6 protein-coding genes are annotated in these 6,729 nt (G+C 70.8%); 2 read left to right on the top strand and 4 right to left on the bottom strand.

The genetic code is table 11. The features are described 5' to 3' along the window. The 3 genes from AC1DVI_RS28910 to AC1DVI_RS28900 all read right to left on the bottom strand — a co-directional run. A partial coding sequence (locus AC1DVI_RS28910; protein ID WP_476960902.1) for an ABC transporter permease occupies positions 1-1,460 on the bottom strand: 1,460 nt, incomplete at its 3' end. 2 nt (positions 1,461-1,462) lie between these two features. Then, on the bottom strand, positions 1,463-2,497 hold the full coding sequence (locus tag AC1DVI_RS28905) for an ABC transporter substrate-binding protein (RefSeq protein ID WP_476960901.1): 1,035 nt from the start codon (positions 2,495-2,497) through the stop codon (positions 1,463-1,465). 136 nt (positions 2,498-2,633) lie between these two features. Further along, positions 2,634-3,080 (bottom strand): hypothetical protein, encoded by a 447-nt coding sequence (locus tag AC1DVI_RS28900; RefSeq protein ID WP_476960900.1) that lies wholly within the window; start codon positions 3,078-3,080, stop codon positions 2,634-2,636. 189 nt (positions 3,081-3,269) lie between these two features. Here AC1DVI_RS28900 and AC1DVI_RS28895 point away from each other — a divergent pair, with 189 nt between their 5' ends. After that, positions 3,270-3,578 carry an Rdx family protein gene (locus AC1DVI_RS28895; protein ID WP_476960899.1) on the top strand — a complete coding sequence of 103 codons (309 nt, stop codon included), beginning with the start codon at positions 3,270-3,272 and terminating at the stop codon, positions 3,576-3,578. 7 nt (positions 3,579-3,585) lie between these two features. Here the strand turns inward: AC1DVI_RS28895 and AC1DVI_RS28890 are convergent, their stop codons facing one another. After that, positions 3,586-4,707, bottom strand: coding sequence for a D-alanyl-D-alanine carboxypeptidase family protein (locus tag AC1DVI_RS28890; RefSeq protein ID WP_476960898.1), 1,122 nt, complete (start codon positions 4,705-4,707; stop codon positions 3,586-3,588). A gap of 350 nt (positions 4,708-5,057) precedes the next feature. Here AC1DVI_RS28890 and AC1DVI_RS28885 point away from each other — a divergent pair, with 350 nt between their 5' ends. Continuing rightward, complete coding sequence (locus tag AC1DVI_RS28885) at positions 5,058-6,662, top strand: L,D-transpeptidase family protein (RefSeq protein WP_476960897.1); 1,605 nt, start codon at positions 5,058-5,060, stop codon at positions 6,660-6,662. The last annotated feature ends 67 nt before the right edge of the window (positions 6,663-6,729 follow it).

Below are 6,729 nucleotides of genomic sequence, written 5' to 3'. Positions count from 1 at the left end.
ATGGTGCGCAGGCGGCGCAGCGGGCCGGCGCCGCAGGCGCGCGCCGCCTCCTCCATCGCCGGGTCCAGCGCGGCGCAGGCGGCCTGGGCCGGGCGCAGGGCCAGCGACAGGAAGCGCGCCAGATAAGCCGCCAGGATGATCCCCAGCGTGCCGTAAAGGCTGACGCCCAGCAGCGGCAGCGGCTTCAGGAAGACCAGGATGCAGCCGATGGCCAGCACCACGCCGGGCACCGCGTGCGGCAGCTCGATCAGCACGCCGACGGCGCGGACCAGCCGCCCGCCCTTTCCCGGCCCGGCCATCGCATGGGCCAGCGGAATCGCCAGCAGGATCAGCAGCAGCGCCGCCACCCCCGACAGGACGAACGAGTTGGTGAAGGCCCGCCCCACCTGATCGAGCCCCAGCACCGTCGCATAATGCGCCAGCGTCGCCGTCTCCGGCCCCAACGGCAGGCCGTAGACACGGATCAGGCTGGTCGAGGCCAGCGCCGCCAGCGGCGCCGCCAGGATCAGCGCCACCACGGTCCAGCAGAGGATCTCCAAGGGGCGCCGCGCCCGGCCCAGCCGCAGCACCGCCGCGGGCGCCGAACCGCCGATCACCCGCGCGTCCACCCGCGCCTGGAGGGCCATCTGCGCGGCGATGCCGACGCAGGCGATGGCGCCGATCAGCACGGCCAGAACCGCGACCTCCGGCAGGACCGACGGCCCGAAGCCCGCCAGCCGCCGGTAGATCAGCGTCGGCAGCACCGGAATTCCCGCCGGGATGCCGAGCAGCGCCGGAACCCCGAAATTGCCCAGCGCCGCGACGAAGGACAAGGCCAGCCCGGCGGCCAACCCCGGCAGGCTGAGCGGCAGGACGATGGTGCGCAGCACCCGCCCGCGCCGGGCACCGGCCGCCTGCGCCGCCTCGACCAGATCGCGCGGCACGGCGCGCAGGGCGGCGCGCAGCGCCAGGAAGACCAGCGGCGCGTGCTCGATCCCCATCACCAGGATCATCCCGGCGGAGGAATAGACCGGGTTCGGCGTGCCCGGCGCCGGGGCGAGGCCCAGCGGCTTCAGCAGCGGGCTGCCCGACCCGGCGAGGTGAATCCACGACAAGGCCACGATCTGCGCCGGAATCATCAGCGGCAGGATCAGGCAGAAGGCCAGCGCCGTCTTGCCCCGGAGGTCGGTCATGCCGCAGAGCAGCGCGAAGGGCACGCCGAGCGCCGCCGCCACGACCGTGGCCCCGGCCGCGATGGCGACGCTGTTCCCGGTGGCGCGCCACGTCATCTTGGACGCCAGCACGCGGGTCAGCGCCGTCAGGTCGCCCGCCGCCATCGGCCCGGCGACCTCCCACACCAGCCGCAGGATCGGCAGCAGGACGATCAGCCCGGCCAGCGCGAACAGCAGCGGCGCCCCGGAAACGGAAAAACGACCGGCGGCGCGGAAGGGCCGCCGGTCGCTGAGTGTGGCAAGACTCATTCTTATCCGCCGAACAGGTCGGCGAAGTCCTTCTTGTTGGCCTCGTCGTCCTTCAGGGCCTTGGCCGGGTCATAGGGCATCAGCGAGATGAAGGAGGTGTCCGGGAAGCCGGCCGGCGGCGCCACCCCCGGCAGCGCCGGCAGGAAGCCCTGGCGGGAGGCCAGCTCCTGACCCTCCTTGCTCAGCAGAAAGGCGATGAAGGCCTTGGCGGCGTCGGGATTCTTGCTGGTGTTCAGGATGGCGACCGGCTCGGTCACCGCGCTGACGCCCTCCTTGGGGAAAACGAAGGCGACGGGGGCGCCCTTGGCCTGCTCGCGGATCGGCAGATAGTCGACGATGACGCCGTACAGCTTCTCGCCGCTGGCCACCGACTTCAGGATGCCGCCGTTGCCCTTGGCCGCGGTGGTGCCGTTGGCCTGGAGCTTCTCGTAGAAGGCCATGCCGAGGTCCGGCTGCTCCTTCACGGCGGCCATGTGGATGGCCGCGGCGCCGGAATAGAGCGGGCTGGGCATCACGGTGGTGCCCTTGGCCTCCGGCTTCAGCAGGTCGAGCCAGGAGGAGGGTTTCATCGGCGCCGCCGTGTTGTAGGCGATGCCGGTGGTGATCAGCTTGGTGGCGAACCACGTGCCGTCCGGATCATGGGTGCCGGGGCGGTAGCCCTGGACCGGCGCGTCCTTGTAAGCCAGCAGGCGCTTCTCCGCCTTCAGCGACTCCATGGTCACCGCGTCGGCGATCAGCAGCAGGTCGGCCTGCGGGCTGCCCGCGGCGATCTCGGCACGGAGCTTGTTCATCAACTCGGTCGTGCCGCTGCGGACCCACTCGACCTCGACGCCGGGGTTCTTGGCCTTGAAGGCGTCCACCGTCTGCTTCGCGTCGGCTTCGAGCTGCGAGGTGTAGAGCACCAGCTTGCCGGCCGGCTTGCCGGTGGCGGCCTGGGCGGCGGCCTGGACGGGCAAGGCCAGCAGAAGCGCGCCGGCGGCGATGGTCGTCCCGATGGCGGCGAACGCCGCGGCGAGGTGTGTGCGCTTGGCCTTCATGTCTCCCGTTTCCCTCTCTGGTCGTCTCCGCCGGTCCGGAACCCCATTGGAGTGCCCCGGTATGCGGACGAAGGCCCTTGTTTACGCCAGAACCATGACAGCCGCGTGACGGTGGCGTTCCGGACGGTCTTGAGCGTCATACCCGATAGAGGCGGCTCAGGGAAAGGGGACGCCCCGCGGAGGGAGGGTCGACGGGGGCGAATTCCTCCTTGCCGACGGCCAGCGCGTTGCGGGTGGCCTCCAGCCGTTCGGCGGAGCGCGCCACGGCGTTGGCGCTCCTGCGCAGGCAGTGCAGGCTGCTGACCATGCTGTCCACCGCCGCGCCGCGGCGTTGGGCGGCGCGGGCGGCGGGAGCATCCTCGTCGCCGGGCACGGCGCGCAGCGGCGTCGGTTTCGTCACCAGCAGGGAGGACACCTCCAGCCGCATGGCGTTGTCACGGACCGCGTGGACGCGGTGGACCAGCTCGGCGAGGGAGATGTCACGGCAGAGGCCACGGCACCACAGGGCGCCGGTTTCCGACCGCATACAGAATCCGCAGCCCGTCTCCTCGCTCCACAAACGCTTGGCTGTGTAGACCGACATGCCCCACCTCGTTTCTCCGGCTCCAGCAAAACGCTTGAGAGGGCCACGAGGCAAAGCGTCTTTGGCGATACCGCTCTGTGGGGAGGCCGCAGCGCCCCCTCTTCGAACGGAATCGCGCGAAGGGCTTGGAAGACAGGCCGTTCGGCAGCACCCTTACGGACGACAGCCCAAGCGACAGGAGCGCGGACCGTGACCAGCGAAGCCCCCGACCGGCCCATCCTTCAGATCGAATATTGCCGCCAGTGCCGCTGGATGCTGCGCGCCGCCTGGATGGCGCAGGAGCTTCTGACCACCTTCGAGGACGAACTGGGTGGCGTCACCCTGATGCCCGGCACAGGGGGGATCTTCGAGGTGCGGAACGGCGCGGCTGTGGTCTGGTCGCGCAAGGAGGAGGGCCGTTTCCCCGACATCACCGAACTGAAGCAGCGGGTGCGCGACCACATCGCTCCCGACAAGCCCCTGGGCCATGCCGACCGCAAGCGGCCGGCGGCCCCCTGAAAAATGTTCAGCGGACGGCCTTCACGTCGGTGACGGCCACCGTCTGCTTGGGCGGCGCGGCGCCGAAGCCCTGCTCCAGCAGCTCGGCGACCTCGCGGTCGCGGGAGGCGGCGGTGGTGCCGCCCAGCACGACGGCGACCAGCCGCTGGCCGTTGCGGCTGGCGCTGCCGGCGAGATTGAAGCCGCTGAGATTGATGAAGCCCGTCTTGATGCCGTCGTAGCCATCGACCCGGCCGAGCAGTCTGTTGTGGCCGGGGACCACCGTGCCGTTCCAGTCGAAGCGCGTGCGCGAGAAATAGGCGTATTCCCGCGCCGGGCGGGACACGACGGCGCGCGACAGGCGGGCCATGTCGCGGGCGGTGGTGCGCTGCTCCTTGTGCGGCAGGCCGGAGGCATTGCGGAAGGTGGTGCTGGTCATGCCCAGCGCCTGCGCCTTGGCCGTCATCATCTCGGCGAACTGCTCCTCGCTGCCGCCCAGGGCCTCCGCCAGCACGACGGCGACGTCGTTGGCCGACTTCACCGTCAGGGCGAGGATCGCGTCCTCCACCCGGATGGTCGAGCCGACGGCAAGGTTCAGGCGCGACGGCTTCTGGTTGGTGGCGTGGCGCGACACCGGCAGTTCCTGGTCCAGCCGCAGCGTGCCCCGCTCCAGCGCCTCGAAGGTCAGGAGCAGGGTCATCATCTTGGTCAGCGACGCCGGGTAGGTCAGCGTGTCGGCGTTCTCCGAATCGAGGACCCGGCCCGACTGCGCGTCCATCAGCACGTAGGCGTGCACCGGACGGAAGACGGCGGCGCCCGCCACGGTGCCGGCGGCGGCCCCGGCGGCGACGCGGCCCGCGCGTCGCGCCTTGCCCGTGCGGTGGACGGCGGCCTTGCGGACGGCGGCCTTGTGGGTGGCCGATTTGTGGACGGCTGCCTTGTGCACGGTCCGGACGGCGGCGGGCTTCGCCGCGGTCTTCGGGGACGCGGCTTTCTGAGCGGCCGTCTTGGCGGAGGGCTTGGGCGCCTGCTTGCGCACCGTCTCCTGGGCCGCCTTGGCGAGGGCGTCCGCAGGGTCGAAGGCGACAGGCGTGGCGACGGCCAGGGATAGAAGCAGCGGCAGGACGAAACCGTACGGCGAACGCGGCATGATGGCGACCGGATGGAGAGATGGTCGCCTCCTGTACCCTGAAAGCGGTTAACAAAAAATGTGTCGAATCTCTGGCGCCTTGTGTGATTTTGCGGTCCCTGCGTGAGCGGGGCCATTTACCAATAGCCGGACGGCCCTCTCCCATTGCCTGTGTCGCAGCGGCAACGCTGCTGTGCACATTGTGGCACAGAAGCCTCATCGGGCGCGATGTCACTTGTGCCGCGCCGCCGCGGACGGCAGATGTCTTATGCCGAAAGGGCGCTGGTTCCCGCGTGTCGTCCGTGCGACCTCACGTATGGACAGAGCCTTTCGTTAGCCGTCTGTTCATCGCCGCGTGGGATGCTTCGATTATGCTGACGACCATTCGCACCTGCGCCCGGCCCGCCCTCGGAGCGAGGGTGGCGGCGTGCCTCCTCGCCGGGCTGCTCGCCCTGCCCGCGCAGGCCGCGCCGTCCACCGCTACGGGCACTTCTTCCACGGGCCGGGATGTCGTGGGAACCTGGATCGCGCGGATCGATCAGCGCGCCACCGAACTGGAGGCCATGCCCCGCGTGCAGCAAACGCGTGTGGGCTATGGCTCCGTCCTGAAAAAGGGCGACGGCGGCATGGTCGACGTGGTGGCCCCCGGCCCCGTTCGCCCGTCCGACGTGCCGGAGGGCACCGCCCCCGCCGCCGGGGCGGTGCCGACGATCGTCGTGACGCCGCCCGCCGAACCGATCCCTCAGGCCGATCCGTCGGCGACGCCCGGCAACGCGCTCGGCGGAGCGGCGACGCCCGGCACGGTGGTGGAGGTGCTGCCTCCGCCACCGGCCCTGACCATTCAGGTGCGGGCACGCACCGCCGACCGGGTCGGCCGCCTGTCCACCCGGCTGATCGAGCTGGGCTTCCTGAACCAGGAGCAGTGGACCGAGACCTTCGACGACTCTCTCGAAGTGGCGGTCCGCGCCTTCCAGCTGTCCGAAGGGCTGATGCAAGACGGAAAGGTCGGCGAGGTCACGCGCCAGGCGCTCGACCGCACGCCCAAGGAGGCCGCCAAGCTGATGCGCGGCGCCACGGCGTCGATGCGCGCCTTCCAGGCGTCGGTTCCGGACACGGTGATCCTGGTCAACCTGCCCAGCCAGACCGTGACCTACATCGAACGCGGCAAGCTGAACTTCACCATGCGCGCCGTGGTCGGCCGCCCGTCGCGCCAAACCCCGCTGCTCCAGGACCGCGTCACCAGCGTGACGATCAACCCCACCTGGACCGTGCCGCCGACCGTTCTGGTCGAGGACAAGCTGCCGGTGCTGCGCAAGAAGGGCAACACCGGGATCAAGGACGCCGTCGTCTATCTGGACGGGGTCGAGGTGGTGCCGGAGAGCATCAACTGGTGGCAGGTGACGCCGGAGCGCATCCGCATCGTCCAGAAGCCCGGCGACGACAATGCCCTCGGCCGCTTCCGCTTCAACCTGACCAACGGCGACGGCATCTTCCTGCACGGCACCAACGATCCGCGGCTGTTCGAGCGCGACCTGCGCGCCGCCAGCTCCGGCTGCGTGCGGCTGGCCGACGCGCGGATGGTCGCGGAAACCCTGCTGCGCCCCGCCAAGCTCGATTCCGCGGCGATCGAGCGGCAGCTCGACAGCGGCAAGACCAAGACGGTCTCCCTGCCCAACGCCGTCCCGGTCCGCTTCGTCTACTGGACCTCCACGGTGGAGACGGACGGCACCGTGCGGGTCCATCCGGGCATCTACGACGACGTGCCGACCAGCTCGTCCGCTCCGTCGGCCAGCCAGGCCCCCGCCGCCGCGGGAACCGTCTCGGCCCCGCGCCGGGTCGAGCCGAAGCCCGTCCGCCCGACCCCGGCCGCCGCCCCGCAGCCGGCCCCGGCGCCCGCCCAGTCCTCCTCCACGACCACCCCGGCCCGCGCCGCCGACACGCGCAACGGGGCCGAGGCCGTCCGCACGGCGATGTGACGGCGTCGCGCAGGGCCACGCTTCTGAGAACGCAGAAAAGGCGCCGTCTCGACGGCGCCTTTTTTCG

The sequence above is a fragment of the Azospirillum sp. P4_B5 genome (assembly GCF_056402275.1).
This window is presented reverse-complemented; position numbering and strand designations above follow the sequence as displayed.